Source organism: Promicromonospora sukumoe 327MFSha3.1 (genome assembly GCF_000385135.1).
Classification (GTDB): Bacteria; Actinomycetota; Actinomycetes; order Actinomycetales; family Cellulomonadaceae; genus Promicromonospora; species Promicromonospora sukumoe_B.
In genome coordinates, this window is sequence record NZ_ARQM01000015.1 from 217,638 (window position 1) to 244,031 (window position 26,394).

19 protein-coding genes are annotated in these 26,394 nt (G+C 71.4%); 5 read left to right on the forward strand and 14 right to left on the reverse strand.

From position 1 onward, the window contains the following. Positions 1–38: 38 nt before the first annotated feature. From cysN to H291_RS0124645, 3 genes are read right to left on the reverse strand one after another with little or no spacing between them, the layout of a single operon-like run. A complete protein-coding gene (cysN, locus tag H291_RS0124635; protein ID WP_020017699.1) occupies positions 39–1,355 on the reverse strand; it encodes a sulfate adenylyltransferase subunit CysN in 1,317 nt (438 codons plus the stop codon). Beyond that, on the reverse strand, positions 1,355–2,257 hold the full coding sequence (gene cysD, locus H291_RS0124640) for a sulfate adenylyltransferase subunit CysD (RefSeq protein WP_020017700.1): 903 nt from the start codon (positions 2,255–2,257) through the stop codon (positions 1,355–1,357). The genes cysN and cysD overlap by 1 nt, the downstream gene beginning before the upstream one ends. Then, positions 2,254–3,135 (reverse strand): 3'(2'),5'-bisphosphate nucleotidase CysQ, encoded by an 882-nt coding sequence (locus H291_RS0124645; protein WP_020017701.1) that lies wholly within the window; start codon positions 3,133–3,135, stop codon positions 2,254–2,256. The genes cysD and H291_RS0124645 overlap by 4 nt, the downstream gene beginning before the upstream one ends. Positions 3,136–3,444: 309 nt before the next feature. Here H291_RS0124645 and cysC point away from each other — a divergent pair, with 309 nt between their 5' ends. Continuing rightward, positions 3,445–4,770: an adenylyl-sulfate kinase gene (cysC, locus tag H291_RS0124650; RefSeq protein ID WP_020017702.1), complete on the forward strand. Its 1,326-nt coding sequence runs from the start codon at positions 3,445–3,447 to the stop codon at positions 4,768–4,770. Positions 4,771–4,882: 112 nt separating this feature from the next. On the opposite strand, the gene H291_RS0124655 is transcribed toward cysC, so the two are convergent. Both H291_RS0124655 and H291_RS0124660 read right to left on the reverse strand, forming a co-directional pair. Then, positions 4,883–5,887, reverse strand: a complete 1,005-nt coding sequence (locus tag H291_RS0124655; protein ID WP_020017703.1) for an ABC transporter ATP-binding protein — start codon at positions 5,885–5,887, stop codon at positions 4,883–4,885. After that, a complete protein-coding gene (locus tag H291_RS0124660) occupies positions 5,880–6,875 on the reverse strand; it encodes an ABC transporter permease (RefSeq protein WP_020017704.1) in 996 nt (331 codons plus the stop codon). The genes H291_RS0124655 and H291_RS0124660 overlap by 8 nt, the downstream gene beginning before the upstream one ends. Positions 6,876–7,038: 163 nt before the next feature. Here H291_RS0124660 and H291_RS31570 point away from each other — a divergent pair, with 163 nt between their 5' ends. Both H291_RS31570 and H291_RS0124670 read left to right on the forward strand, forming a co-directional pair. Further along, on the forward strand, positions 7,039–8,112 hold the full coding sequence (locus H291_RS31570; RefSeq protein ID WP_232216169.1) for a hypothetical protein: 1,074 nt from the start codon (positions 7,039–7,041) through the stop codon (positions 8,110–8,112). Next, the gene (locus H291_RS0124670) at positions 8,109–9,332 is read left to right on the forward strand and encodes a DUF6716 putative glycosyltransferase (RefSeq protein WP_026366098.1); all 1,224 of its coding nucleotides are present in this window, start codon (positions 8,109–8,111) and stop codon (positions 9,330–9,332) included. The genes H291_RS31570 and H291_RS0124670 overlap by 4 nt, the downstream gene beginning before the upstream one ends. Before the next feature lie 75 nt (positions 9,333–9,407). Here the strand turns inward: H291_RS0124670 and H291_RS0124675 are convergent, their stop codons facing one another. From H291_RS0124675 to H291_RS0124685, 3 genes are all read right to left on the reverse strand, one after another. Then, complete coding sequence (locus H291_RS0124675) at positions 9,408–10,451, reverse strand: glycosyltransferase family 2 protein (RefSeq protein ID WP_232216170.1); 1,044 nt, start codon at positions 10,449–10,451, stop codon at positions 9,408–9,410. Positions 10,452–10,576: 125 nt separating this feature from the next. Continuing rightward, the gene (locus H291_RS0124680) at positions 10,577–11,470 is read right to left on the reverse strand and encodes an N-acetylneuraminate synthase family protein (protein WP_020017707.1); all 894 of its coding nucleotides are present in this window, start codon (positions 11,468–11,470) and stop codon (positions 10,577–10,579) included. Between the two features lie 58 nt (positions 11,471–11,528). Further along, on the reverse strand, positions 11,529–12,770 hold the full coding sequence (locus H291_RS0124685) for an acylneuraminate cytidylyltransferase (protein ID WP_020017708.1): 1,242 nt from the start codon (positions 12,768–12,770) through the stop codon (positions 11,529–11,531). Between the two features lie 190 nt (positions 12,771–12,960). On the opposite strand from H291_RS0124685, the gene H291_RS0124690 reads away from it, so the two are divergent. Further along, complete coding sequence (locus H291_RS0124690) at positions 12,961–14,127, forward strand: nucleotide sugar dehydrogenase (RefSeq protein ID WP_020017709.1); 1,167 nt, start codon at positions 12,961–12,963, stop codon at positions 14,125–14,127. A 103-nt stretch (positions 14,128–14,230) separates the two neighbouring features. Here H291_RS0124690 and H291_RS31575 read toward each other — a convergent pair whose 3' ends face one another. The 3 genes from H291_RS31575 to H291_RS0124705 all read right to left on the reverse strand — a co-directional run bounded on the left by H291_RS31575 (position 14,231) and on the right by H291_RS0124705 (position 17,764). After that, on the reverse strand, positions 14,231–15,643 hold the full coding sequence (locus tag H291_RS31575) for a polysialyltransferase family glycosyltransferase (protein ID WP_020017710.1): 1,413 nt from the start codon (positions 15,641–15,643) through the stop codon (positions 14,231–14,233). Between the two features lies 1 nt (position 15,644). Further along, a complete protein-coding gene (locus tag H291_RS31580; protein WP_020017711.1) occupies positions 15,645–16,607 on the reverse strand; it encodes a glycosyltransferase family 2 protein in 963 nt (320 codons plus the stop codon). A gap of 116 nt (positions 16,608–16,723) precedes the next feature. Next, complete coding sequence (locus H291_RS0124705) at positions 16,724–17,764, reverse strand: hypothetical protein (RefSeq protein WP_157237317.1); 1,041 nt, start codon at positions 17,762–17,764, stop codon at positions 16,724–16,726. A 158-nt stretch (positions 17,765–17,922) separates the two neighbouring features. Between H291_RS0124705 and H291_RS0124710 the strand changes: the two genes are divergently transcribed. Next, the gene (locus H291_RS0124710) at positions 17,923–18,975 is read left to right on the forward strand and encodes a hypothetical protein (RefSeq protein WP_020017713.1); all 1,053 of its coding nucleotides are present in this window, start codon (positions 17,923–17,925) and stop codon (positions 18,973–18,975) included. A 96-nt stretch (positions 18,976–19,071) separates the two neighbouring features. Here the strand turns inward: H291_RS0124710 and H291_RS0124715 are convergent, their stop codons facing one another. The 3 genes from H291_RS0124715 to H291_RS0124725 all read right to left on the reverse strand — a co-directional run bounded on the left by H291_RS0124715 (position 19,072) and on the right by H291_RS0124725 (position 26,352). Further along, the gene (locus tag H291_RS0124715; protein WP_269637224.1) at positions 19,072–21,426 is read right to left on the reverse strand and encodes a glycosyltransferase; all 2,355 of its coding nucleotides are present in this window, start codon (positions 21,424–21,426) and stop codon (positions 19,072–19,074) included. Between the two features lie 18 nt (positions 21,427–21,444). Continuing rightward, positions 21,445–23,802: a glycosyltransferase gene (locus H291_RS0124720; protein WP_020017715.1), complete on the reverse strand. Its 2,358-nt coding sequence runs from the start codon at positions 23,800–23,802 to the stop codon at positions 21,445–21,447. A 138-nt stretch (positions 23,803–23,940) separates the two neighbouring features. Then, positions 23,941–26,352: a glycosyltransferase family protein gene (locus H291_RS0124725; RefSeq protein WP_157237319.1), complete on the reverse strand. Its 2,412-nt coding sequence runs from the start codon at positions 26,350–26,352 to the stop codon at positions 23,941–23,943. Positions 26,353–26,394: the final 42 nt, after the last annotated feature.

The window sequence follows — 26,394 nt, forward strand, 5'->3', positions numbered from 1 at the left end:
GTGCCCGCGCCCCGCGCGAGCGGGCCGGGGGCCGGGGGTCAGTACTGCCGGCCGGCGGTGCCGATCATCCCCGCGGCGACCGTCTTGTTGGTCGCCTCGTCCACGAGGATGAAGGCGCCGGTCTGCCGGTTCTGCGTGTAGGGGTCCACGAACAGCGGCTGGGTCACGCGCAGGCGGATGCGCGCGATCTCGTTCAGCTTGATCTCGGTGGCGTCCTCGTCGCGGTGCAGCGTGTTCACGTCGACGCGGTAGTTGATGTTCTTCACCATCGCGCGCGCCCACCGGGTGGTGTGCTTGATCGCGTACTTCTTGCCCTGCACCAGCGCCGCCGACTCGTCCATCCAGCAGATCTGCGCGTCGACGTCCTGCGTGACCGTCGGGGCGTTGTTCGGGCGGCAGATCATGTCGCCGCGCGAGATGTCGATCTCGTCGGCCAGCCGCACCGTCACCGACATGGGCGGGTACGCCTCCTCGACGGGCCCGTCGGCCGTCTCGATGGACGCGATGGTGGTCTCCAGGCCGGCCGGCAGGGCCAGCACCCGGTCCCCCGGCTTCATGACGCCGGACGCGACCGTCCCCGCGTAGCCGCGGTAGTCGCGCGCGTCGTTCTGCTGGGGCCGGATCACGTACTGCACCGGGAACCGGACGTCGACCAGGTTGCGGTCGGACGCGACGTGCAGCCGCTCGAGGTGGCTGAGCAGCGGCGAGCCGTCGAACCACGGCATGTTCTCCGACCGCGTCACCACGTTGTCGCCCGCGAGGGCGGACACCGGGATGAAGGTCAGGTCGGGCACCCGCAGCCGGGCCGCGAACTCGGTGAACTCCGCGCGGATCTGCTCGAAGACCTGCTCGTCGTAGTCGACCAGGTCCATCTTGTTCACGCAGACCACGATGTGCGGCACGCCCAGGAGCGTGGCGAGGAACGTGTGCCGGCGCGACTGCTCGACCACGCCCTTGCGCGCGTCCACGAGGATCAGCGCCACGTCCGCCGTCGACGCGCCGGTGACCATGTTCCGCGTGTACTGGATGTGGCCCGGGGTGTCCGCGATGATGAACTTGCGCTTGGGCGTCGCGAAGTAGCGGTACGCCACGTCGATGGTGATGCCCTGTTCGCGCTCGGCGCGCAGGCCGTCCGTCAGGAGCGACAGGTCCGCGTAGTCGTTGCCGCGGTCCCGGCTGACCTGCTCCACCGACTCGAGCTGGTCGGCGAAGATCGACTTGCTGTCGAACAGCAGCCGGCCGATCAGGGTGGACTTGCCGTCGTCGACCGAGCCGGCCGTGGCGAACCGCAGCAGGTCGCCGGTGACGAGCTCGTTGCGCCCCTCCGGGGTCGCCTCGGGAAGAGTCGTCGTCATCAGAAGTAGCCTTCCTTCTTGCGGTCTTCCATGGCGGCCTCGCTGACCTTGTCGTCGCCGCGCGTGGCGCCGCGCTCGGTCAGGCGCACGGCCGCGACCTCCTCGACGACGTCGCGCAGCGTGGCCGCGCCGGACTCGACGCACGCCGTGAGGTTCGCGTCGCCGACGGTGCGGTAGCGCGTGGACAGGACCTGGGCGGTCTCGCCGTCCTTGAGCGGCGTGAAGCCGTTGACCTCGTAGAGCATGCCGCTGCGCTCCACGACCTCGCGCTCCCTGGCGAGGTAGAGGTCGGGCAGGTCGATGTCCTCGGCCTCGATGTAGGACCAGATGTCCAGCTCGGTCCAGTTGGACAGCGGGAACACCCGGATCGACTCGCCCTGGTGCACGCGGCCGTTGTACAGGTTCCAGATCTCCGGGCGCTGGTTCTTCGGGTCCCACTGGCCGAAGTCGTCGCGGAAGGAGAACACGCGCTCCTTGGCGCGCGCCTTCTCCTCGTCGCGGCGCCCGCCGCCGAACAGGGCGTCGAAGCCGTGCTTCTCGGCCGCCTCCAGCAGCACCGGCGTCTGGATCCGGTTGCGCGAGCCGTTGGGCTCCTCCTGCACCAGACCCCGGTCGATCCCCTCCTGCACGGAGGCGACGACGAGCTGCACGCCCGTGCGCTCCACCCAGCGGTCCCGGCAGTCGAGCACGGTCTGGAAGTTCAGGCCCGTGTCCACGTGCATGATCGGGAACGGGACGCGCGCCGGGGCGAACGCCTTGACCGCGAGGTGCAGCATGACGATGGAGTCCTTGCCGCCGGAGAACAGCAGACAGGGGCGCTGCATCTCGGCGACGACCTCGCGCATGATGTGGATGCTCTCGGCCTCCAGGCTGCGCAGCTGGCTCAGAACGTGACTCTTCACGACCGGGCACCTTCCTTGCGATCTGCCCCGGCCACGGACGCGACACCCACGGTGTCGAGCAGCTCGCGCAGGCGCGGAGCCAGTGCCGGGGGACATACGAACAGGTCGGGGAGCCAGGGATTCTCCCTGTTGTACTCCAGCTCGGATCCGTCCAGCCGGGTGCAGACGAGACCGCGGGAGAAGGCCACGGCCACCGGGGCCGCGGAGTCCCACTCGTACTGCCCGCCCCCGTGGACGTAGGCGTCGACGGTGGCGTCGGCCACCGCCATCATCTTGACCCCGGCCGAGCCCATCGGCACGAGCTCGACGTCGTCGCGCTCGGCCAGCGCCGCCACGAAGGCCGGCGGGCGGCTGCGGCTCGCGGCGATCCGCAGCGGCCGGTCCCCGGACAGGACGGCGGCGGAGTCCTCGTCACGCACGACGCCGTCCGCGGTGGTGAGGACCTGCCCGCGGGCGGGCAGGGCGACGGCGCCGGAGGTGAGGCCGGGGCCGCGCTCCCAGAGCGCCACGTGGACGGCGAAGTCGTCCCGCCACTGCCCGGCCAGGGGTCCGTCGGCGTGCCGCTCGGCGAACTCGCGGGTGCCGTCGAGCGGGTCGATGATCCAGACCCGGTCCGCGCCCGTGCGGGCGGCGTCGTCCTTGGCCTCCTCCGAGAGGACGGCGTCGCCGGGCCGGGCCGCCGACAGCGCGGCGGCGAGCCATGCCTGGGCGGCGGCGTCGCCGGCGTCCTTCAGCTCCCTGGCGACGAACGAGCCGCCGGCGGCGTCGACCTCCGCGCGGAGCGCGAGCAGCACCTCGGCAGCACCCGAGGCGAGTGCGCGGGCGAGGGAGTCGTCGTCGAGCGACGCCGGCGGGAGCGTGGGGGACGGCGCGTTCATCGGTCTCCAGGGTGGGCGACTTCCGGCTGGTCAGGCCGTCCCGATGCGGCGCTCGACGGGGGCCAGGCTGCCCAAGGTACAGCCCGCCGGAGGCGCCGGCGACTACCATTCCGCCATGCGATCAAGCGCCAGTTCACCAGAAGGCATCAATACCGGCCATAGGCGGGGTTAATACCTACTACTCCGATGGATTTGATCGGGAATGAGCCCGCCGGCGGCAGCAGCGGCCGGCCGCGGAACCCAGGCGGCACCCGGATCCCCGGCCGCACCCGAGACCGCCGGCGACCCGGCAGAGACGAGCCCGCACAGATGACCGACTCCCCCGCCCGCGTCCTTGACGACGACGAGCTGGACGTCCTCGAGCTCACCCTCGGTGGGGCGCTCCCGCCGTCGGCCCTGGTGACGGCCCTGCGGGCCCGCCCGGCGGGCGACGCGCTCTCCGGGGCGGGCGACGCCGGGACGGCCGGCGTGGTGCTGACCGACGCCGAGAACACACCGCTGGCCCGTCTCACGGACCTGCCCGGCGGGACGCCCGCGGTCGAGCCGCTGCGGCCCCTCGCCGCGGCGATCGGGCCGCAGTGGGACGCCGCCGTGCGCCGTCCGGCCCGCGACGTGCGGGCGGGCGTCGGTGCCGCGGCCGGCCTCGGTCTGCTCGTCACCGAGGTCCCGACCCGCGAGGAGTCCGACGCCGCGGCGACGCTCGTCGCCGGCGCCGGGCCGGGCGAGGCCGTGGAGCCGGCCGACGGGGCCGGGACTGCCGACGTGCTGCTGCTCGTGCCGGTCGCGCGCCGCGCCCCCGAGCCGGGCACCGTCGGCGCACCCGGGCTCGTGCGGGCGGCCCAGGGCCTGGCCGGCACCCTCGCCGAACGCACCGGCGCGCGGGTGGCCACCGTCGTCGTGCCCTGGTCCGGGCTGGGCGACGTGTCCCTCGACGACGTGGCGACCGCCTACGGCACGGCCCGCGTCGAGCGGCTCGCCGCGCACCGCTCGCCGGCCACGGCCGAGCGCGTGGCGGCCCTGCCCGGCGTGCGGGACGAAGCCGTCCGTGCGCTGTACCCGCCCGCCTCGGCGGCCGAGCTGACCCGCGCCGCGAGCGGCGCCCACCGCCGGGGCGCGGTCGTGTTCTTCACGGGCCTGTCCGGTTCGGGCAAGTCGACCGTGGCGCGCGCCCTGGCGGCCGAGCTGGAGGACGACGGCCTGGGCACCACGCTGCTCGACGGCGACGAGGTGCGCCAGCACCTGTCGAAGGGGCTCGGGTTCGACCGCGCGTCCCGGGAGACCAACGTGGAACGCATCGGGTACGTGGCGGCGCTGGTGGCCCGGCACGGCGGCATCGCCGTGGCCGCGCCGATCGCGCCGTTCGCCGCCGGCCGGGCCCGCGTGCGGGCCCTCGCCGAGGAGGCCGGCGCGCACTTCGTGCTGGTGCACGTCAGCACGCCGCTGGCGGTGTGCGAGGCCCGCGACCGCAAGGGCTTCTACGCCCGGGCCCGGGCCGGCGAGGTCGCTGAGTTCACCGGCATCTCGTCGCCCTACGAGGAGCCCGACGACGCCGACCTCGTCATCGACACCACCGACGTCCCGGTCCCGGAAGCGGTGGACCGGGTCCGCCGCCACCTGGCAACCCTGCTGGGCTGAGCCGGTACCTGATCAGGGCGGTCGGCAGAAGGTCAGGTGGTCGGCAGCTCGAGCTGCCGACCACCTGACCTTCTGCCGATCACTCACCGGGGCCTACCAGCCCTCGGCAGAATCAGGCCCGCGCCTCCGCCGCCTTCTTCTGCTCGGCCTCGGCCTTCTTCGCCTCAGCCTCCGCGGCCTTCGCCTCGGCCGCGCGCTTGCGCTGGATCGCGCGCCGGCGCGCCGGGGTCATGCCGCCGGGCCGCTGCGCGCGCACGAACTTCTTGTACGCGTCGGCGACCTCGTGCACGGGACCGTCCATGACGAGCTGCCCCTGGTGCATCCACAGCACCCGGGTGCACATGGCCTCGATCGTCGAGATCGAGTGGCTCACCAGGAACACGGTGCCGGCGTTCGCCCGCACGTCCTCGATCCGCGACTTGCTGCGCTCCTTGAAGGCGGCGTCACCCGTGGCGAGCGCCTCGTCGATCATCAGGATGTCCGGCGACGCGGCCGACGAGATCGCGAACCGCAGGCGCGCGCCCATGCCGGACGAGTACGTCTTCATCGGCAGGTAGACGAAGTCGCCGATGCCGGCGAACTCCACCACCTCGTCGAACTTCTCGTCGACCTCCTTGGGCGTGAGCCCGAGCGCGAGGCCGCCGATCATGATGTTCCGCTCGCCCGAGAGCTGCGGCATGAGGGCCGCGTTCACGCCGAGCAGCGACGGCTCGCCGGAGACGTGCACGCTGCCGTGCTTGGGCGGCATGAGGCCGGCGATCGCCCGGAGCATCGTGCTCTTGCCCGAGCCGTTGACGCCGACGATCCCGACGGACTCGCCGTGCCGCACCGTGAACGAGACGCCGCGCACGGCGTGCACCTCGCTCACCGCGCCCACGTGCTGGCGGCCCGACTGGAGCAGCCTCTTGAAGAACGGCTCCTTGACCTTGATCTCGCGAACCTCGGAGCCCTTCTTCTCGGCCTCCTTGCGCGCGCGACCGCCGATGACGCGGTAGACCACGTGCAGGTCGTCCACCACGAGGCAGGGGTCGCCGAGATCGGTCTCGAGCGCCTCCTCGCCCTCGTCCTCGGGCTCGATCTCGAGGTCGAAGTCCATGTGCTCGTCGGCCTCAGTCACGTCCGTACCTCTCCTCGCCGCGCCAGAACACGATGAAACCGACCACGAAGAACACCACGGCCCACACGCCGCCGAGGGCCCACATCAGGCCGCTGGGCGGGAACTGCTCCTCCTGCATCAGCACGGAGCGCACCAGGTACAGGTACACCGCGACCGGCTGGTACTCCAGGATGCCGCCGACGACCGCCTTGAACGCCTCGGGGATGTGCAGCTTGTCGAGGTGGCCGACGATCGGGAAGATGACGCCGGACGCGTACATCACGACGCGCATGACGAACGGCAGCACGTTCTCGACGTCGGGCGTCGTGGCCACGTACCGGGCCATGATGAAGGCCAGCCCGGTGTTGAAGATCCACATCAGCGCCACGGCGGCGGGCAGCAGGAGCCACCACCAGGTGATGTGGATCATGGCGTAGCCGGGCAGCAGACCGCTGAGCAGCGTCACGATGCACATGACCACGATCGCGGGCAGCAGCGTGGTCAGCAGCGACAGCACCGTCGACATCGGCAGCACCGCACGCGGGAAGTGCAGGGAACGCAGCAGCTGGGTCTTGCCGCTGATGGACTTGGCACCGCCGGTCACCGAGGACTCGATGAAGCGGTACATGAAGACGCCGATCACGATGAACGCGATCGAGTTGCTCACGCCTCGGTTGAGGCCGAGCAGGATGCCGAAGATCAGCACGTACACGGCCGCGTTGAGGATGGGGTTCAGCACGGCCCAGAGCTGGCCCAGGTAGTTGTTCTGGTTCTTGGCGTACGCGGTCGACGTGGCGAGGACGCGGATGAAGGCCCAGCGGCCTGCCAGGTCGCGGATGTACTCGCCCAGCGGCGGGCGGACGTTCAGGGGGCGCAGCCCGTACTTCTTCGCGAGAGCGAGCCGCTCGGCAGACGTCGTGCCGGGGACGAGCGGCGGCGGTGGCGTTTTAGCATCACCGCTGGCGGCAGGCTTTGCTGGCGCTGCCGCGTCGGTAGTAGGTGTGCTCACGGTTTGGGAAATACCTGTCTGGTCGGGGGCACTGCCGGGGACGATCCGGCCGTTCGATCCTAGCGGGTCACGGACCCTAGCAGTTTGGTCGGGATGCCTGTAGCAGGGCCGGGGACCACGCCCGCCGGACCTCGGCGGACGTCTCCCGTGAGAGACTCCACGCGTGCAGCACCCCCGTCCCGCTCCTCGAACGACCGAACCGGGCACCGCGTCCCCGCGTGTGGCCGGCGCCCTGGTCGAGTCGCCGCTGCAGCTGCTCTGCACGGTCGAAGCGCACGCCGCCGGATACGGCGGAACCGAGACGCACGTACACGTGCGCGACGACGTCCCCGCGCTGGGCGACGCCCTGTCCGGGGTGCGCGAGCTCACGCTCCCCGACGGACTGACCTTCGACCTCGCGGGACGCCGCAGCGCCCTGACCGCGCGCGAGCCCGTCTGGCTCGTGGGCGACGCCTTCTCCGGCCTGTTCCAGGCCACCGCGCCCCTGCGCCGCCCGGAACGCATGGTGCTGGTCGACGACGGCCTGGCCACCCTCGAGCTGTGCCGCCTCCTGGTGCGCCGCGCTCCCCTGGTCCGGATCGGCCGTCCCGCGCGTGCCCCCCGGCGGCGCCTCGGCGCCGTCGCCGCCGGCCGCCTGCGGTCCCTCGCCGCCGACGGCCGCGTCACGATCTTCACCGCCATGCCGCTCACCCCCGACCTGTCCGCCGGGCTGCGGGCCCAGGGCTTCGACGTGCGGCACAACCAGTTCGGCTGGCTCACCGCGCAGCCCGCCGACGAGGCGATGCCCGAGCCCACGATCGTCGTCGGCTCGGCGATGGCCGCCGACAAGCTGATCGACCCGCACCGGTACGTCGACTGGATCCGGTCGCTGGCGAAGGAGAGCGCGCTGCGCTACCTGCCGCACCGCCGTCAGACGCCGGAGCTGCTCGCGACCCTGGCCGAGATCGACGGCGTGACCGTCGACGCCCCCGGCGCCCCCGTCGAGATCCGGCTGCGGGGCCTGCGCGCGGGCCAGCGGGTGCTGAGCCTGCCGTCGACGTCGACAATCCTGTTGACCACTATCATTTCCCCGCTCGGTGTCCCCGTCACCGCGCTCGACGTGCCCGCCGACTGGTGGACGCCGCGCGCGACGGCCGAACAGCGAGCGCACCTGACCAGCGTCGTCGAGCTCGCCCGGCAGGCCCGGGCAGCAGCCGACGACGCTCCGGAAACCGACTCCCCGGAGGCGAACGAATGACCATCCGCGTGCTCGCGGTCGCGGACAGCGACTCCTACCTGAAGTGGGCATGCGCGTCGCTGGACAGGCTCGGCCCGGCCGACGACAGCGGCCTGGACCGCTCGGCCGTGATCGTCAAGACGCCGATCGCGCCGACCACCAGTCAGATCGCCGCCGCCGTCGCCGGGTCCTCGGTGGTCCGGCCCGCCGTCCTGCTCCTCCGGGACCTCGCCGCGCAGGTCCGGGACACGAGCCCCGACGTCGTGCTCATCGCCGCCACCGGGCCCGTCGCCGAGGTGGTGGCGCGCGCCGTCGTCGCCGCGGCGGGCAAGCGCCGCCCCGCCCTGATCACCGGGCTGCCCGGCATGGCGCTGCCCGCCACGCCGAAGGGCACGGGCTGGCGCCGCTGGTGCGACGCGTTCGTGGTGCACAGCCGGCTCGAGGTCGACGCGTACCGCGAGGCCTTCGCCGAGCACGGGGTCACCCCCGAGGTGCCGCTGGCCCACCTGCCGTTCCTGGAGCACACGGCCGGGAGCCTGGGCGCCGAGCCCGTCAAGCGCGTCGTGTTCGCGGCGCAGGCCAAGGTGCCCGACAACCGGCCCGACCGCGTCACCCTGCTGGACCGCCTGGCGAAGCTGGCCGAGGACGACTTCGAGGTCATCGTGAAGCTGCGCGCCCGAAAGGGCGAGCGGCAGACGCACAACGAGGCCTTCCCGTACGACGAGCTGTGGGACGCCGAGCACAAGAAGCTCGGGCACCGCAGCGACGCGCTGCGGTTCGTCGACGGCCCCATGGCCGAGTGGCTGCAGGCCGGCTCCGCGCTCATGACGGTCAGCTCGACCGCCGCGATGGAGTCGCTGTCCCTGGGCCTGTCGACCGTCATCATCGACGACTTCGGCGTGACCCCTGAGCTGCTCAACGCGCCGTTCGCGGGCAGCGGCTGCGTGCTCCCCGTGGCCGGCGCCGCCGAGGCGTTCCGCGCGGGCGGTCCGGAGCCCGACACCGCCTGGCTCGAGGACAACTACCTGCACGCCGCGGAGTCCGAGCTGCCGGCAACCGTCCGGGAGCTGGCGGCCCGGCGCGCGGACGGGACCCTCACCGAGCTGGCCGAGGTCAAGCCGTGGCTGCGCCTGCGCTACCTGCGGATGTACTCGCAGATGTACCTGCCCCGGTTCGTCTACGACGGGATCCGGCTGGTGACCCGCCCGGTGCGGCTGCTGTTCCTGGACAAGAAGGCCTGACTCCCGCGAGGTGTCAGACGTACAGATCACTCGGGTGACCTGTACGTCTGACACCTCGTTCGGCGTCCGGGTGGGTCAGACGCCGTCGTCGACCCGGACGCGCTCCGTGAGCCCGCGCAGGAACCCGGCGCCCCACGCCATGTGCATCGTCACGAGCGTCGCCGGCAGGGCCAGCGCCGAGCGCAGGTCGAGCCGCGGGCGGCGGGTCGCCGCGTGCGCCGACGCCGCCAGCACGCCCAGCAGGTAGGTGGCGGGCGGCACGAGGCCGACCACGGTCACGGGCAGCGAGCCCGCGACGGCGCCGGCGATCGCCACCAGCACGGACACGGCGAGCACGACGACGGCGGTCGGCGGGGCGAGGTAGCGCAGGTTCGCGGTGCCGGGGTTGCGGCGCACCACCTCGCGGCGCCACATGCCGGTGCGCCAGAACTGCGTGGCGATGGCGCCCAGCGAGCGGCGCGGCTTGTACTCGACGACGAGCGACGGGTCGAACCAGAGCAGGCTGCCGCTGGTGCGCAGGCGCAGGCACAGCTCCCAGTCCTGGGCCCGCACGTACACGGGCGAGTACCCGCCCACGCGCTCCAGCGCCTCGCGGCGGAACGTGCCCAGGTAGACGGTCTCGGCCGGGCCGGCGACGCCGCCCGTGTGGAACGACGCGGCGCCCAGCCCCGCGGGGTGGCTCATGGCACGCGCCACGGCCTTCTGGACGGGGGTGTCGCCGACGGGAAGCATCTGCCCGCCGACGCCGTCCGCGCCCGCGGCCTGGAGGGCCTCCACGGCGCGGCGCACGTACGTGGGCTCGGCCACGGTGTGGCCGTCCACACGGACGAAGATCGAGTGTCCCTCGGGCATGCGCTCCAGGCCTGCGTTCAGGCCCAGCGGCTTGGAGCCCGTCGGGTTGTCCACCACGGTGACGCGGCCGGTCTCGACCGCGAGCTTGTCGGCGATCTCGCGGGTCCGGTCCTTGGACGGCCCCACCGACAGCACCACGTGCAGCGGGTGGGGATAGTCCTGGCCCAGGACCGAGCGCACCATCGCCTCGAGGTAGGGCTCCTCGTCACGTACGACGGCGACCACCGTCACCAACGGCATGCTCGCCGCCTCTACCCGCTCGGGCACGAGGCCTCCTCTCGTTGACGCGTTGGCAGGACCTACAGGTCCACGATCTCGTGTTCTGTCAGTTCCGGAAACATCGGGGGCGGACGCCGCGCACACGCGGCGTCCGCCCCCGACAGGTCGACCTGTTACGCGTCGACGCGGCGCAGGCGCGACATCGGCGAGAACTCGCCGGGCATGACGCGCTTCTGGCCGTCGCCGAGAGCCTTCTCGAGGATGCGGATGTCGCGCACCAGGTTCTCGAGGCCCTTGGGCTCGAGCGAGGAGGCGTGGTCCGAGCCCCACATGGCGCGGTCGAGCGTGATGTGCCGCTCGACGGCGACGGCACCCAGCGCGACGGCCGCGATCGAGATCTGCAGACCGGTCTCGTGGCCCGAGTAGCCGACGGGCACGCCGTAGCGCTCCTGCAGCGTCGTGATGGTGCGCAGGTTCGCCTCCTCGGGGGGAAGCGGGTAGGTCGAGGTGGAGTGCAGGATCACGAGCTTGCTCGAGTCCAGGATCTCCACGGCGGCGTCGATCTGCTCCAGCGTCGACATGCCGGTCGACAGGATGATCGGCTTACCGGTCGCGGCCAGCGCGCGGAGCATCTCGTGGTCCGTCACCGAGGCGGAGGCGACCTTGTGGGTCGGCACGTTCATCTTCTCGAGGAACTCGACCGACGGGGCGTCCCACGGAGAGGCGAACCACTGGATGCCCTTCTCCTTGGCGTACGCGTCGATCTCCGTGTACTCGGGCTCTTCGAACTCGACCTTGTACTTGTACTCGAGGTACGTCATCTCGCCCCAGGGCGTCTGACGGATCTTGTCGCGCTGGTCCTTCGGCGTGCTGATCTCCGGCGTGCGCTTCTGGAACTTCACGGCCTGGCACCCGGCCTCGACCGCGACGTCGATCAGCTTCTTGGCGATCTCGACGTCACCGTTGTGGTTGATGCCGATCTCACCGATCACGTAGACCGGCTGGTCAGCGCCCACCTGGTGCTCGCCGATGGCGACCGGCGTGGGCTGCGCGTTCGTCGCGCTCATAACGAGGTCCTTCCGAAGATGTCTTGCACAGGGTAGTGCTCGTACGGCTTGTCGATGGCTATCCGGTGACGGCTGGAGCCTGGGCGGTGCCGGCACCGGGCGCGACTTCACCCGGACGCGAGGCGAGTATACGGTCACAGACCTCACGAACCGCACCGTCTCCGCCGTCCCGGGACAGCACGATCCTGGCCTGCGCCTTCACCTCGGGACGCGCGTCGGCGACCGCGATCGGCCAGCCGACGACCGCCATGGCGGGCAGGTCGTTGACGTCGTTCCCGACGTACGCGACCCGCGCCGGGTCGAGACCGTGGTCCGTGAGCCAGCCGCGCAGCGCGGTGGCCTTGTCCTCGACGCCGTGCAGCACCTCGACGCGCAGCTTGCTCGCGCGGGAGGCGACGACCTTGTTGGTCTCGGTGGACAGGATCAGGACGGGGATGCCCGTGCGCCGCAGGCGGGAGATACCCATCCCGTCGCCACGACTGACCCGGACCTGCTCGGTGCCGTCCTGGTCCACGTAGGCGTGGTCGTCGGTGTGCACGCCGTCGAAGTCGGTCACCAGGGCGTCGACGTCGAGCGGCTCGGGCGAGGCGTCGACGTCCTGGTCGACGAGCTGGCGGGCGAGCCACAGGTCGCGCGGCTCGTCGATCTCGATCGACCACTCGGGGGCGACCGGCTGGATGCCGACGTCGCCGAAGAACCGCGTCCCGCTCTCCCGGAACCCGTCCGTACGCATCACGTAGAAGGCGCCGGTCTCCCGGTAGTGCGGGGCCCGCTCCTGGCGCCGCGGCCGGTACTCGGTGGTGTGGCCCACCGGGCTGGCCACGCCGTCGTCGATCCGCCACTGGAAGTCGTGCGTCTCCGAGACGGCGACGACCACGTCCTTCTCCCCCTCGGCGACGGTGCGCACGGCGGCGTCCAGGTCCGCGGGGTCGATGAACGGAGAGGTGCACTGCACCAGCACCGTGACCGGCGGGATCTCCTGCGGGGGCAGGCCCCCGTCACCGGCCTCCACCCGCTCCAGGACGTGCAGCAGCGCGGACTCCGACGACGCCGTCCCGCCGGCGATCTCCGCGGGCCGGACCACCACGCGAGCTCCGTGCGACAGCGCCTCCGCCGCGATCTCGTCGTGGTCCGTCGAGACGATGACCGTCCCGACCGACGGGGCCGCTGACGCGGCCTGGACCGCCCGGCCGACGAGCGTGATGCCGTCGACCCGGGCCAGGTTCTTCAGCGGGACCCCCTGCGAACCGCCGCGGGCCGGGATGATGACGATGGCCGACGGGCCGGCTGTCTCTGGCATGCTTTCCTTCGACGGGCTGACTCGGGCGGAGCCTGGTGAACCAGGTCCCGTCCCGCCTGCGCGTCGCGCGCAGGGCGCTGTCCACTCTAGCGCTCCCCGACTCGCCCCCTGGCACCCCGGCTCCACGCGGTCATCGGGCCGTTCGCGTCCGTCGTACGGGCCCGAACTCCATCTCTGAGAGGATTACGCCATGAAGATCGCTGTTGCCGGAACGGGCTATGTCGGCCTGTCCAACGCCGTCCTGCTCGCACAGCACCACCAGGTGTGGGCGGTGGACGTAGACGCTTCGAAGGTCGCGCTGGTGAACGACCGCAAGAGCCCGATCGTGGACGCGGAGCTGGAGGAGTACCTCGCCACGAAGGACCTCGACCTCACCGCGACGCTGGACGCCTCGGCCGCCTACACCGGTGCGCAGGTCGTGGTCGTGGCGACGCCGACGAACTACGACGAGGTGACCAACTTCTTCGACACCTCCTCGGTGGAGTCGGTGATCGACCAGGTGCTGCAGGTGGCACCCGACGCGACGATCGTCGTGAAGTCCACGATCCCGGTGGGCTTCACCGAGCGGGTGCGGGCCGAGCGCCCCGGCGCCGCCATCGTCTTCTCGCCGGAGTTCCTTCGGGAGGGCCGGGCGCTGTACGACAACCTGCACCCCTCGCGCATCGTGGTCGGCGACCGGTCCGAGCGCGGCAAGCACTTCGCCGAGCTGCTGCTCGAGGGCGCGCTGACCAAGGACGTCCCGATCCTGCTGACCGACGCGACCGAGGCCGAGGCGATCAAGCTGTTCGCCAACACCTACCTCGCGCTGCGCGTCGCCTACTTCAACGAGCTCGACACGTACGCGGCCACCCACGGCCTGGACACCGCGCAGATCATCGAGGGCGTGGGCCTGGACCCGCGGATCGGGTCGCACTACAACAACCCGTCCTTCGGGTACGGCGGCTACTGCCTGCCCAAGGACACCAAGCAGCTCCTGGCCAACTACGCCGACGTGCCGCAGAACCTGATCAACGCCGTGGTGGACGCCAACACCACGCGCAAGGACTTCGTCGCCGCGGACATCCTGCGGCGCGAGCCCAAGACCGTGGGCGTGTACCGCCTGGTCATGAAGTCCGGGTCGGACAACTTCCGGGCCTCCTCGATCCAGGGCATCATGAAGCGCATCAAGGCCAAGGGCATCGAGGTCATCGTCTACGAGCCCAGCCTCGAGGACGACGAGTTCTACAGCTCCGAGGTCGTCCGCGACCTGGACGCGTTCAAGGGCCGCGCCGACGTCATCATCGCCAACCGCCGCACCGAGGCGCTCGACGACGTGGCCGACAAGGTCTACACCCGCGACATCTACGGCCGCGACTGATCATCGGTGAGGCCCGCCGCGGGTCGAGCTCGTCGAGACCGGTGAGGTCCCGAAGAGCTCGACCAGCGGCGGGCCTCACCCGTCCCTGCTGGTCCGGACAGGCTCAGTGCGGCCGGAACATGACGGCCTGCGCGACCGCCTTCGCCCTGCGGACCGCGCCCGACCGTCGCGCCGCCTGGCGGACGAGCCGTCCCGCGTCGCGCCGGAGCCGGGTCCTGACCTTCCTCGCCACCGCACGGGCATCCGCGTGGCGCTGGTCGTCGCCGGGCGCGCCGGCCTGCGGCACCGGCACCACGGCCGCCCGGCCGGCGACGTCGTCGGCCCCCGCGAAGAACTTCGCGGTCCAGGGGTGCTCGGCGAGCAGCCGCCTCCGGTCCTCCGACACGGCACCCGGTCGGCGCATCGCGTGCGCGATCTCGTCCACCAGCAGCTGCAGGTCGATCTCGACGGGACCGCGCTCGACCAGGGTGCCGTCCGGCGCGACGTCCGCGCGGTTCAGGCGGACGTCGGTGATCGCCAGCGGGACGCGGTTGCCGTCCTGGAGCTTCGGCAGCCGCTCCAGCACCTCGTCGACCCCGACGGCGTACCCGGCCGTCCCGTAGACCTCGGCCGCCGTCGACAGCTCGGCCGAGAAGCACCCGATGACGGCGGCGGGCCACAGCCGGTCGTACAGGACCTCCGCGGGTACCGGGTCGTCGAGCACCCGCAGCCGGACGCCGAGCTCGTCCGCCAGGTCCGGGAGCCGGTGCGCGAACGCCGGGGGCGCGCTCGGGCGCGGCGTGAGCACGACCTGCCGGTGCCCCAGCCCGGCGGCCACCCGAAGGAATCTCTCGTGCAGCTCCTGCTCCTCCTCCGGTGACAGCAGCCCGGACGTGCTCAGGTCCTGCCCGAGCACGATCGCGTCGACCCGCTCCTCGCCCGGCGACGCGGACGCCGTCGCCTCACCGTGCTCGGCCACGACGTCCCGGTACCCCGCCGAGGACAGGACCACGTTCGCCACCACGTGCTCGCGCAGGAGCACCGGGTCCAGCCCGCCCGCCAGGTCCAGGTGGAGCAGCCGGCGCAGCCGTGGCGCGATCTGTCGCGGCGCGGGCACCGGCAGCGGGCCGTAGCCCGTCAGCCCGTCGGGGACGACGTCGACCGGACCCTCCGGGAAGACCCGCAGGACCGAGGTCGCCGGCTTGGCCGCCAACGACTGGAGCGTGATCCCGAACGGCTCGCGCAGGCCCACCGCCGCCGCGAGGATCCCGTGCCACCGCTCGACGTCCTCCGCCGGGCTCCACGAGCACGGGTGCTGCGGGTAGATGACCTCGTTGAGGGACACGACCCGGTCGAACCGCCGGGCGAGCTCGGCGAAACCGGGCTGCTCCGCCAGGCCGCCCCCGAGCTCCGGGATCGGTGAGGTGCTGGTCGTCATCAGCACCTTGGTGCCGGCGTCGGCGTACAGGCCGGCGTCGACGGCGGACGCCATGGCGGCGGCCGCCGAGAAGGTGGGAGCGACGAAGAGCTGGTCCATGTCAGTCGGCCTCGATTCGCAGGATCTTCCCGAGCACGATCCGCTTGGACAGGTCGAAGTGCCGCAGCGCGGTGCGGACGGACTCCGGCGGGAACGAGTTCAGGAACGCGGACGACCGGTGGTACAGCTCGCGCTGCAGCTCGTGGGACAGCCTGGCGCGGCGGGACACGTGGAACTCGACGATCCGCAGCGCTCCGTACGCCGCCTTGTCCACGTAGCCGGCGTTGCCCGAGCCGACCGCCAGGTCACGGATGCCGGCATAGGCGTCCAGGAAGTGCAGCGTGCTCGCGTTCCCCGCCTGGGTGAGCGCCGTGGGGTTGGCGTCCTTGCGGTAGAAGTAGCCGTTCAGGTCCACCACGGCGGTGGACTCCGTGTTCAGGTGCAGGCGCCAGAACCACGGCCGGTCGGCGGCCGTGCGCAACGACTCGTCGAAGGCGAACAGCGCGGGGTCGATCCGTTCCCTGTCGTACATCCCCGCCCACAGGAACGGGTAGTCGACGACGGTCCGGTAGCCCGGCGCGCCGATCTGCGACCTCGGGTCGAGCACGACGTCCCGGCGCTCCTCGGGCGCCCGCTCGACCACGCGCGTCATCTGGTCGACCCGCACGTGATCGGTCCGGACGAAGTCGACGTCCAGCCGCTGCAACGCGGCCAGGGTCCGGTCGAGGTGCCCTACGTGGTACCAGTCGTCGGCGTCGAGATAGGTGAGGTACCTGCCCTCGGCATGCTCCAGCGCGATGTTCCTGGACTTGGCCACGCCGTAGTTCTCGGGGTTGCGCAGGGTGGTCAGCCAGGGCATGTCCCGCGCCGCACGCTCGATGATCTCGGGCGTCTCGTCCGAGGAGTGGTCGTCGATCAGGATGAACTGGTAGTCATCGCGCCGGTTCGCCCTGATCGTCGCGAGGCAGTTGGGCAGGAACGTGGCCGCGTCGTAGACCGGCACGATGATGCTCAGCGTGGTCAAGGTTTCCGTCCTGGCTCGTGGTTTCCGGGGGAATCTACCGGAGCACACCGATCCCACCGACCTCGGCGGTCCCTGTCGTCCTCAGGACCGCCGCGACGTCCAGACCGGACCCTTCGTCAGCGGCGGCTGGCCGCTGCCGCGTCCTGGAAGACCTTGGCGTACATCTTCACGGTCTCCTCCAGGTCGGGCGCGTCGAGCTGCGGGCTGCCCGACGGCGGCGTCGCGCGCAGGCTCGTCACCGTGGAGTCGATCTTCTCGGCGGTGAGCGGGCCCTCGTAGAGGGTGATCCACCCGGCGCCGACCTTCTTGGCGAGACGTCGCGTCAGGTCGGTGGCGGGCACCAGGACGGGGCGGTCGAGCGACAGTGCCGTGTACAGCACGTGCATGTCCTCGATCTCGGCCACCTTGGGGAGCAGCACCAGCTCGGCAGCGGTGACCTCCTGCACGGTCGCGCCCTCGGAGATGGTCTCGAGCAGCAGCGTGATCTTCTCCGGGTCGCGCGCGGCCATCCCCTTGAGCCCGATGTACGCACCGGCCGCCGGCTTGCCGACGACGCGCAGCGAGAGCCCGGGCGTCTCGGTGGAGAAGAAGTTCTCGAGCGCCGGCGCGACGCCCTTGGGCAGGTTCGGCGAGATGCGGAGCAGACGGCCGGGCACCTGCTCGGAGCGGGGGTAGCCCAGGAACCGCTCGCGGTAGTGCGCGTGCGGGATGAGCGTGACGGGACGCCCCTTCGGGGCACGCGTCGTCTCGTCCAGCACGATGTACGACGTCGTCACCTGGTCGAGCAGCCGGTTCGCGGCCTGACGCAGGCGGCCGCCCTGGCCGGTGGCGTCGGCACCGCTGATGGTCCGCACCACGGCGATCTTGCGGCGCTTGGCCTGCAGCACGAAGTCGGCCATCTTGGCGAGGCGCTTCCACCGGCTGCCCTTGCCGAGCAGCACGCTCGACCGGTGCAGGTGGACCACGTCCATGTCGGCGTGCGGAAGCTTGCCCTCGAAGTAGCGGAACTCGACACCCGGGGTGGCTTCGTTCCCGACGATCTGGTCGATGTAGGAGACGATGTGGTACGGCTGGCGCTGAGATGCGAAGACCACGATCTGGTCGCGCTGATCGCGCTCGGCGGCGGGATCTGCAGCGGGATGAGTAACATTCGGCACCAGGCTACGATACCAACGTGGACCCTGGCTGTGCACAGGTCCGCAGTCACGACGACGGGCCTCAGCGGTCCACACAGACCGGGCACACACCAGCCCTCTGTGCACGTCAGCCCTGATCGACCGCCGGCAACGCGACTCCGATAATAGGATCCCCCACCGTGAACTCGAACCTTGTCCAAGATGTCTTCGTCAACCTCGGTGGGCAGGACGACAATCTCGGCGACTCCGCGCTGCGAGCAGGCTTCCTCCTCGCCGCCCGAGGCGAGGGCCGCCGCTTCCACGTGCTTCTGGAGAACAAGACGTCGGACTACGTCTCCGGCCTTCCCCTGAAGCCCGAGGACCGCGTCTACACCAAGGCGTCGAAGTGGGGCGCCGCCTCCCGGGCCGCCGTCCGCCCCGTTCACCTCTTCGAGGCAGGCGAGATCAACCCGCGCGCCGGCACGTACCCCAAGCGCAGCCGCGTCGCCGGCCTGCAGCAGGCGGTCAACGCCGGGGGCGCCGTCATCGTCGCCGGGATCGGCATCCGGTCGCCCCAGGTCGCGGCCGAGGCGGTCACGTTCCACCAGGTGCTGCAGGACGCGGCGATCGTGTCCTGGCGCGACCAGCCGTCGCGGGACGCCGCAGGGTTCGGCGACGTCGCGCCGGACTGGGCCTACTCGATGGGCACGCCGACGTCCCGGTGGGCCCCCGAGTCCGAGCGCCCGCTGCTGCCGATCACGCTGCGCTACGACCGGCCGTGGCCGGAGGCCTCGTGGTTCGACGCCGTCCGCGCCCTCGCCGCGCAGACGTCGACCGAGATCGTCACCGTCGCCCAGGTAGCCCGTGACGCCCCCCGCGCCGTGCGCGTCGCCGAGGAGCTCGGCGGCAAGTACCTCGTGGCGGCCAGCACCAGCCACCGCGACCTCGACGACCACGTCCGCGACGTCTACCGCAGGTCGCTCGCGGTGATCAGCGACCGCGCGCACGGGCTGATCATCGGCGCGTCGGAGGGTGCCTACCCGCTCGGGTCGGCCGCCGACCCGGAGAAGATCAAGCGTCTGCTCGACTCCGCGGGTCTCGGCGAGCTCACCGGCCGGTACGACGAGCTCGCGCAGCTCGGCCCGCAGGTCGTGGATCGCCGCTCGAGCCTCGTGTCCGGCATCGACACCGCCCGAGCCACGCTCACGGACCTGCAGGAGCGGATCCACAAGGCCATGGACGCCGTCCTCTGACCGCCTGACGGATCGGGCGGACGTCGCTCGGCTCCTGGTAGGCGGCTGGCCTCGACCAGCTCGCTCCTACCAGGAGTCCTCACGCACCGGGCCTGCTCACAGCGCCCTCTGCACTCGCCGGAGGACTGGTTCGAGCGCGGGGAAGGTCCGGATGCTCCGCCGTGCCACCCGGCGCACCAAGGAAGTCTTCCTGGGGGGCGCTGCCGCGCTCTGCTTCGCCGCGCTCTCCGCGAAGCCGGTCTCCGCGTAGAAGACGGTCCGGTCGAGGAGCTGCCGGGCGTCGTCGAGCGTCGGCTCCGGCGAGAACTCGGCGGGCAGGGAACCCTGGAGCAGCTGCTGGTACAGGCTCGACATGTCGTACGAGGTCAACCGCTCGGCGGCCTTGACCGACGCGCGCGAGTGCCGGAGGTAGCGCTCCCGGTCCTCGGCGAGGGCCGCGACCTCCCGGGCGAGCCCCACGGCGTCACCCTGAGGAACGGCGACGATGCCCTCGTTGTCCTGGACGGGCACCAGCCACGGCAGCTCGTACATCACCACGGGCACGCCTCGGATCTGAGCCTCGGCGAGCGTCAGCTGGTAGCCCTCGATGATGCTCGTCGTCACGAAGAGATGCGCCGCGTCGATCGACCGGATCAGCTCCTCGCCGCGGCGCGGCCCGACGACCTTCACGTACTGGCCCAGGCCCCTCTTCTCCACCTCGGCGGCGAGGTCCGCCACGGTGTAGTCCATCCAGCCTGGCCCGATCACCGTCAGCCGGAAGTCGACCGAGAGCTGACACAGCTCCTCGGCCATGCGGAGCAGCTCGCCCGGCTTCTTCAGGCGCTCGTCCAGGCGGCCCCACCAGACGAGCTCGATCCGCCCCTCGGGCGCGGTCTTCGTCACTTCCATCGCGGCCGACTCGATCAGCAGCGGCGACGGCGGGTTCGGCAGGTACACCGCGTGCTCGATACCGCGGAGCTTCCAGTAGGCGACGTCGAGCGGGGACAGCGTGACCGTGGTCGCGAGAGCGCCCAGGTGGTCCGTGAGGAACGACGTCAGGCCGTTCTGGTCGTAGATCGGACGTAGCCCGAAGCTGTGGATCCACCCGATCGTCGGCACACCGACAGCACGCGCCATCAAGGCGTACGACGGCCACTGCCGGCTGTAGAGGATCTGCTGGTCGATGATGACGTCGATCGCCTCGTCGCGGCAGATCCGCGCCCAATCCTGCACGCGGGCGGGCAGACCCTCGCCCGTCAGCTCGATGAACTTCGCGCCCTCCGGCAAGCCGTCGAGCACGCTGTCCTTACGCCGCGCGACGACCGTGACCTTGTACCCGGCCTCCAGCAGGAAGTGCGCCTGCGAGAGGAGCACGCCGGAGACACCGCCGGTGGTCACCGTCTTGGTCGTCAGCAGCACGCTCTTGACCGGGCGCTCCCCCGCCTCGATCCGGGTGCCGGCCGTCGCGAGGGCCGGGAGGACCTCGGGGGTATGGGTCACCGCCGCGAGCACGACGTCGGGCTGCGGGACGCGGGAGTGCAGCAGGTCGAGGCAGGCGCCGTGCAGGTCGCTGCTCATGTTCTTCTTCAGGAAGCCGATCACGTTCGCGATCATCGACAGCCGCGCCGACTCATAGCTTCTGATGAGCTCGGTCGGGTCCTCCCGGGCCTCCGCCAGAGTGTCGAGCGCCGGGCGGATGCTCTCGACGGCATCGATCGCGCCCATGTAGAACTCGAACTGGGCGACGTCCGCGACCGCGTGCCCGCTCCCGCCACGACGGAAGAAGTACCGGTACAGCTTGTCCGTGATCGATACGTACTTCTGAGCACGCGCGGCCGCGAGGAACATGACCGGGAGGTCGTTCACCCGCGGGAGCACCAGGTCCGCCGGGAGCATCTCGTGGACGTCGCGGAGCAGCGACGTCCGGAAGATGTAGCGCCACAGCTGCCCCTGCGCCGCGCGTCCGACCGGGAAGAGCCCGTTGAACACCTCGTCGCCGCTGAGCGACTGGTGGATCGGCGCCAGCCGCTTCTGGTACCCGCCGACCTTCTGCCCGTCCGGGTTGATGACCTCGACACCAAAACCGACCAGGTCGGCGTCCGTCGCGCGTGCTTGCGCGTACGACTTCTCGACCGCGTCCGGAGCGAACTCGTCGTCACCGTCCAGGAAGAGGACGTACTCGCCCTGCGCCGCCATGATGCCGGCCCGCCGCCCCTGGAACGCCGAGCCGTTCCGCTCCAGCCGGATCAGCCGGACGCGCTCGTCCCGGGCCTGGTAACGCTCGATGACCTCGTTCGTGCCGTCCGTGGAGGCATCGTCCACGCAGATGACCTCGAACTGCCCGACCGACTGACCCAGACAGCTCTCGATCGCATTGGCGATCCAGGCCTCGTCGTTGTGCACCGAAAGGACGATCGAGACGAGCGGTGGCGAATGCAATGAGGTCTCCGACGCTGGAGGGCGGACGCGCACATCGCGGCAATCCTAGTCTTACAGCGCCCTCTGCACGCGTCGGAACACCGGCTCGAGCGCCGGGAAGGTCCGGATGCTCCGCCGCGCCACCCGCCGCGCCAGGGAGACCTTCCTCGACGACGGCGAGACCTTCGAGGCCGCCGCGGTCCTACGAGCCTTCCGTCCACGAGGCTTCTCGGCCTTCTCCGCGAAGCTGGTCTCCGCGTAGAAGACGGTCCAGTCGAGGATCTGCCGGGCGTCGTCGAGCGTCGGCTCCGGCGAGAACTCGGCGGGCAGCGTGCCCTGCACGAGCTGCTGGTACAGGCTCGACATGTCGTACGAGGTCATCCGCTCGGCGGCCTTCACCGAGGCCTGCGAGTACCGGAGGTACCGCTCGCGGTCCTCGGCGAAGGCCGCGACCTCCCGGGCGAGCCCCACGGCGTCACCCTGGCGGACGGCGACGATGCCCTCGTTGTCCTGGACGGGCACGAGCCACGGCAGCTCGTACATGACCACGGGCACACCGCGGACCTGGGCCTCCGCGAGGGTCAGCTGGTAGCCCTCGATGATGCTCGTCGTCACGAAGAGGTGCGCCGCGTCGATCGACCGGATCAGCTCCTCGCCGCGGCGCGCACCGACGACCTTCACGTGCTCGCCCAGGCTCTTCCGCTCCACCTCGGCGGCGAGGTCCGCGACGGTGTAGTCCTTCCAGTCCGGCCCGATGACCGTCAGCTCGAAGTCGACCGACAGCCGGCGCAGCTCCTGGGCCATGGCGAGCAGCTCGCCCGGCTTCTTGGTGCGCTCGTCCAGGCGGCCCCACCAGACGAGCTCGATCCGCCCCTCGGGCGCGGTCTTCGTCATGTTCATGGCGGCCGACTCGATGAGCAGCGGCGACGGCGGGTTGGGGAGGTAGACCGTGTGCTCGATGCCGCGGAGCTTCCAGTAGGCGACGTCGAGCGGGGACAGCGTGACCGTGGTCGCCAGCGCGTTCAGGTGGTCCGTGAGGAAGGACGTCAGGTCGTTCTGGTCGTAGATCGGGCGGAGCCCGAAGTTGTGGATCCACCCGATGGTCGGCACGCCCAGGGCACGCGCCATCAGGGCATAGGACGGCCACTGCCGGCTGTAGAGGATCTGCTGGTCGATGATGACGTCGATCGCCTCGTCGCGGCAGATCTGCGCCCACTCCTCGACCCGGGCGGGCAGGCCCTTGCCCTTCATCTCGATGAACTTCGCGCCCTCGGGCAGGCCGTCGAGCACGCTGTCCTTGCGGTGGGCGACGACCGTGACCTTGTAGCCGGCCTCCAGCAGGAAGTGCGCCTGCGAGAGGAGCACGCCGGAGACGCCGCCGGTCGTCAGCGTCTTGGTGGTCAGCAGCACGCTCTTGACCGGGCGCTCCCCCGCCTCGATCCGGGTGCCGGCCGTCGCGAGCGTCGCGAGGACCTCCGGGCAGTGGGTCACGGCCGCGAGCACGACGTCGGGCTGCGGGACGCGGGAGTGCAGCAGGTCGAGGCAGGCCCCGTGCAGGTCGCTGCTCATGTTCTTCTGCAGGAAGCCGATCACGTTCGCGATCATCGACAGCCGCGCCGACTCGTAGCTCCGGAGCAGCTCGTCCGGGTCCTTCCGGGTTCCCAGCAGGGACTCGAGCGCCGGGCGGATGCTCTCGACGGAGTCGATCGCGCCCATGTAGAAGGCGAACCGGCCGACGTCGGCGACCGCGTGCCCGCTGCCCCCACGGCGGAAGAAGTACCGGTAGAGGCGGTCCTGGATCGACACGTACTTTCGGGCGCGGGCCGCCGTGAGGAACATGATCGGGAGGTCGTTGACGCGCGGGAGCACCAGGTCGGCCGGGAGCATCTCGTAGACCTCGCGGAGCAGCGAGGTCCGGAAGAGGTAGCGCCAGAGCTGCCCCTGCGCCGCCTTGCCGACGGGGAAGAGCCCGTTGAAGACCTCGTCGCCGCTGAGCGACTGGTGGATCGGGGCCAGGCGCTTCTGGTAGCCGCCGACCTTCTGCCCGTCCGGGTTGATGACCTCGACGCCGAAGCCGACCAGGTCCGCGTCCGTCGCCCGCGCCTTCGCGTACGACTTCTCGACCGCGTCCGGGGCGAACTCGTCGTCACCGTCGACGAAGAGGAGGTACTCGCCCTGCGCCGCCATGATGCCGGCCCGCCGGCCCTGGAACGCCGACCCGTTCTGCTCCAGCCGGATCAGCCGGACGCGCTCGTCCTGGGCCTGGTAGCGCTCGATGACCTCGCTCGTGCCGTCCGTCGAGGCGTCGTCCACGCAGATGAGCTCGAACTGCCCGACCGACTGACGCAGACAGCTCTCGATCGCGTTCCCGATCCAGGTCTCGTCGTTGTGGACCGGAAGAACGATCGAGACGAGCGGTGGCGTGGTCAATGAGGTCTCCGAGGGTGGGTGCGGGCGCGCAAATCGCGGCAATCCTAGTGGCACGGGAACCTGCCGCATCAATCGCCGGCGCCGGCGAGCACCAGACGGGCGAGACGTGGGCTCTGCCGTTTCCCTCAGCCTACGTCGTCACGCCCCGACGCTCGCAGTGGCGCGGTGGGCCAGCACGTCCTCCAGGAGAACCTGGGCCCGCGCACCGAAGCTGTGCTCCTTGCGGACGTAGTCGGACAGCGCGCGCAACGACGTCTCGTCGTACCAGGCCTCGCTCCGCCCGGCGAGCACCGCGCCCAGCTCCTCGGCGGAGCTGAAGCGCGCCAGGCCGCGCTCCGGGAGCACGGTCCCGGTGATCTCGTCGAGCCCTTCGACCTCGTCGGTCAGCAGCCGGCCGCCCGAGGCGAGGACGTCGAACACCCGGTTGGAGACGAAGCCGAGGTCCCGCATGTCGCCCCAGTGGTCGTTGAGCGCCCACGCCGCCGAACGGTAGTAGCGGCGGAGGATCTCGTTGGGCACGTACGTCCCGGCGACCGACTCGGGCGGCAGGAACTCCTCCCACTGCTCGCCGTAGACGGCGAGCGGCGTGCCGGAGGCCGCGGTGTGCATGACCACGGGCCGGGCCTCGCCCCGCGAGTTGCCCACGAACAGCGCCTTGCCGACGACCTCGGGAACCGGCTCGTCGTCGATGTAGAAGCGGTTCGGGTCGGTGCACTGCAGCAACGGCCGCACCGGCAGGTCCCACCTCGACGAGACGTCCCGGGCCCAGCTGTCGCTCGCCGCGTACCGGAGGTCGTAGGTCCCGAGCTCGCGGGCCGTCACCTCGTCGGGGTGGCTGATGACCCACGCGACGCTGGTCACGTTCGTGGGCAGCGTCACCGCGAACAGCCCGCGCAGCGTCAGGACGACGTCGTCCGCGTACGAGCTGAACCGGGCGTCGTTGGACCGGTAGTCGACGACGGCGCGCTGGCCGAGCGACCGCAGCGCGTCCGCCAGCGAGTTGGCGAAGTGGAAGTCGCCCCACTGGCGCGCGCGGTCCGCCGACGGCGCAGCGGTCTTGATCGCCCAGCGCAGCGACGGCGGAGCCTCCGCGACCTGGGCCCTGCCCGGCGCGGCGCCCTCGGCCGGGAGCCAGAGCGCCCGGGTCCAGGACCGCTGCCGTTCGGGCGCGCTCAGCGCCGAGACGCCCAGGAAGACCGGGGCGAGACCGAAGGACCGGTAGAGCTCGGCCGACCCGGAGGGCACCTGCGGCCAGGTCTTCTGGAACGCCAGGAGGTCTTCCTCGGGCTGGGCCGAGCCGTCGAACACGACGGCCCCTGATGACTGGGTCCCGACCAGGCCGGGTACGACGACGACCGGGCGTCCCTCCTGCACGGCGAGGCGCTGGGACAGGCTGACGTCGGCCCACAGGTCGGCCTTGCCGTCGCCCAGCACCGCGCGCACGGACTCCGTGCGGGCCAGCAGCGGGACCGGCGCCCCCGGCACCGTGAACCACGGCGCGGGCCAGTCGATGCTGTCCGGGTGCATGCCGCCCAGGAAGGGGACCGGGTCCTTCCCCTGGGGCGGGTAGGCGATACCGGCGTCGCGGACCAGGTGCCGGCTGTTGAGCACGAGCGGGTGCACCGCGGCGGCGCCGGACTCCGCGAACGCGGCGAGCCAGTCGGCGAGCGTCCCTTCCTTGAACCCGTTCCGCGCGGACAGCACGAGCGTGTGCTCGCCGCGGGAGGCGTGCACGGCCGCGGTGACGGCGGCGATCGTCCCCGCCCGGGCGCGCACCGGCACGACCCGCACGTCCCAGCGGGCCAGCCGGGCCAGCGCCAGCCCGACCGAGGGCCGGCGACCGCCGGGCACGAGGAGGACGACCTCGACGGGCTGCTCGGGCCGGGACTCCGTGGCCCGCGCCACCGGGTCGAGGGCCCCGAGGGCGGCGAGCACGTCCGAGGTCGAGGTGCAGTCGGTGACCACGACGCTGGTCAGCCCCGGCACGGTGTCGGCGGCCGGGGTGTCCCGCCAGGAAGCCGCCGCGTCGTCCGCCGGCTCGGTCACCTGCGCCCGCAGGGCCTCGCGCACGTCGGGGAGGGTGACCCCGGCACGCAGCCAGCCGCCGCCAGGTGCCGGCGGCAGGGTCTGCGGGTCGCCGTCCTGGAGCAACGACTCCAGCGGGGCCCGGTCGGGACGCCGCGAGCCGATGGCGGGTGCCGGGGCGAAGAGCGGCGACGTCGACCGCTCCCAGGCGCCGCTCGCGCCCTCGAGATAGGTGACCAGCGGGTCGGTCTCGCTGCGGTTCCACCGCCTCGGGTCGAAGCGGGACGGGAAGAACAGCGGGTGCGGGGAGCGCCCCGCCTTCCTGCCCTCGTCGACGTAGTGGCGGACCGCCTCTGCCGCGTCCGCGAAGGTCCGGCCCGCCTGGTACTGGTACCACTCCACGTCGAACACGCCCGAGGCGAGTATCCGCTCGGCGTCGTTGCCGGTCGGAGACTCTTCTTCGGGTGCCGCCGAGCCCTGCTCCACCTCGGACGACGTCGCTGGACCTTCTGGGGGTTGGACCACGCGGCAAGCCTAGTCGGACACCCGGGTCCGGTGTGAAGACAC

Excerpts from the sequence above, each read along its gene's own strand:
- cysN (WP_020017699.1), bottom strand. The coding sequence starts at position 1,355 with ATGACGACGACTCTTCCCGAGGCGACCCCGGAGGGGCGCAACGAGCTC.
- H291_RS0124645 (WP_020017701.1), bottom strand. The coding sequence starts at position 3,135 with ATGAACGCGCCGTCCCCCACGCTCCCGCCGGCGTCGCTCGACGACGAC.
- cysC (WP_020017702.1), top strand. The coding sequence starts at position 3,445 with ATGACCGACTCCCCCGCCCGCGTCCTTGACGACGACGAGCTGGACGTC.
- H291_RS0124670 (WP_026366098.1), top strand. The coding sequence starts at position 8,109 with ATGACCATCCGCGTGCTCGCGGTCGCGGACAGCGACTCCTACCTGAAG.
- H291_RS0124680 (WP_020017707.1), bottom strand. The coding sequence starts at position 11,470 with ATGAGCGCGACGAACGCGCAGCCCACGCCGGTCGCCATCGGCGAGCAC.
- H291_RS0124685 (WP_020017708.1), bottom strand. The coding sequence starts at position 12,770 with ATGCCAGAGACAGCCGGCCCGTCGGCCATCGTCATCATCCCGGCCCGC.
- H291_RS0124690 (WP_020017709.1), top strand. The coding sequence starts at position 12,961 with ATGAAGATCGCTGTTGCCGGAACGGGCTATGTCGGCCTGTCCAACGCC.
- H291_RS31575 (WP_020017710.1), bottom strand. The coding sequence starts at position 15,643 with ATGGACCAGCTCTTCGTCGCTCCCACCTTCTCGGCGGCCGCCGCCATG.